The organism is Achromobacter sp. SIMBA_011, from assembly GCF_046535435.1.
GTDB classification, from domain to species: Bacteria; Pseudomonadota; Gammaproteobacteria; order Burkholderiales; family Burkholderiaceae_B; genus Achromobacter; species Achromobacter dolens.
In genome coordinates, this window is sequence record NZ_JAWRWN010000090.1 from 1 (window position 1) to 396 (window position 396).

1 protein-coding gene is annotated in these 396 nt (G+C 59.1%); it reads left to right on the plus strand.

Annotation, left to right across the window (positions count from 1 at the left end; all coding sequences use genetic code 11):
* Positions 1 to 147: 147 nt before the first annotated feature.
* The coding region (locus SB816_RS30045; RefSeq protein WP_410547998.1) for a reverse transcriptase N-terminal domain-containing protein at positions 148 to 396 on the plus strand (249 nt) is incomplete at its 3' end.

The following is a 396-nucleotide window of genomic DNA, read 5'->3' on the forward strand; positions in this document are numbered from 1 at the left end:
GGCTGACTACCCTCTACTGGAATTTGTGATTGCTGGCGGCCTCTCAGTCGTCAGTGTTGTTCTTACCCCGTTGCGGGAGCAAAACGCTCCCGCAAGGGACGTGCTGCTCTTCGCGCGGGAAGTCACTTCTTCAAGCGGGAGAGCAGCATGAGAGTATCTGTCCGAAAGGACGGGTCTGCGCTCTCACACGCGCCGGATAACTGGTACGCCATCGATTGGCACCGGGTTGAACGGAACGTGAGAGGGATGCAGATTCGAATTGCGAAGGCGACGCGGGAAAGCGACTGGCGCAGGGTGAAAGCCCTGCAACGGCTGCTGACCCGCACGTTGTCCGCGAAGTTGTATGCGGTACGACGTGTTACGCAGAACCAAGGTGCGCGAACGGCTGGAGTCGAT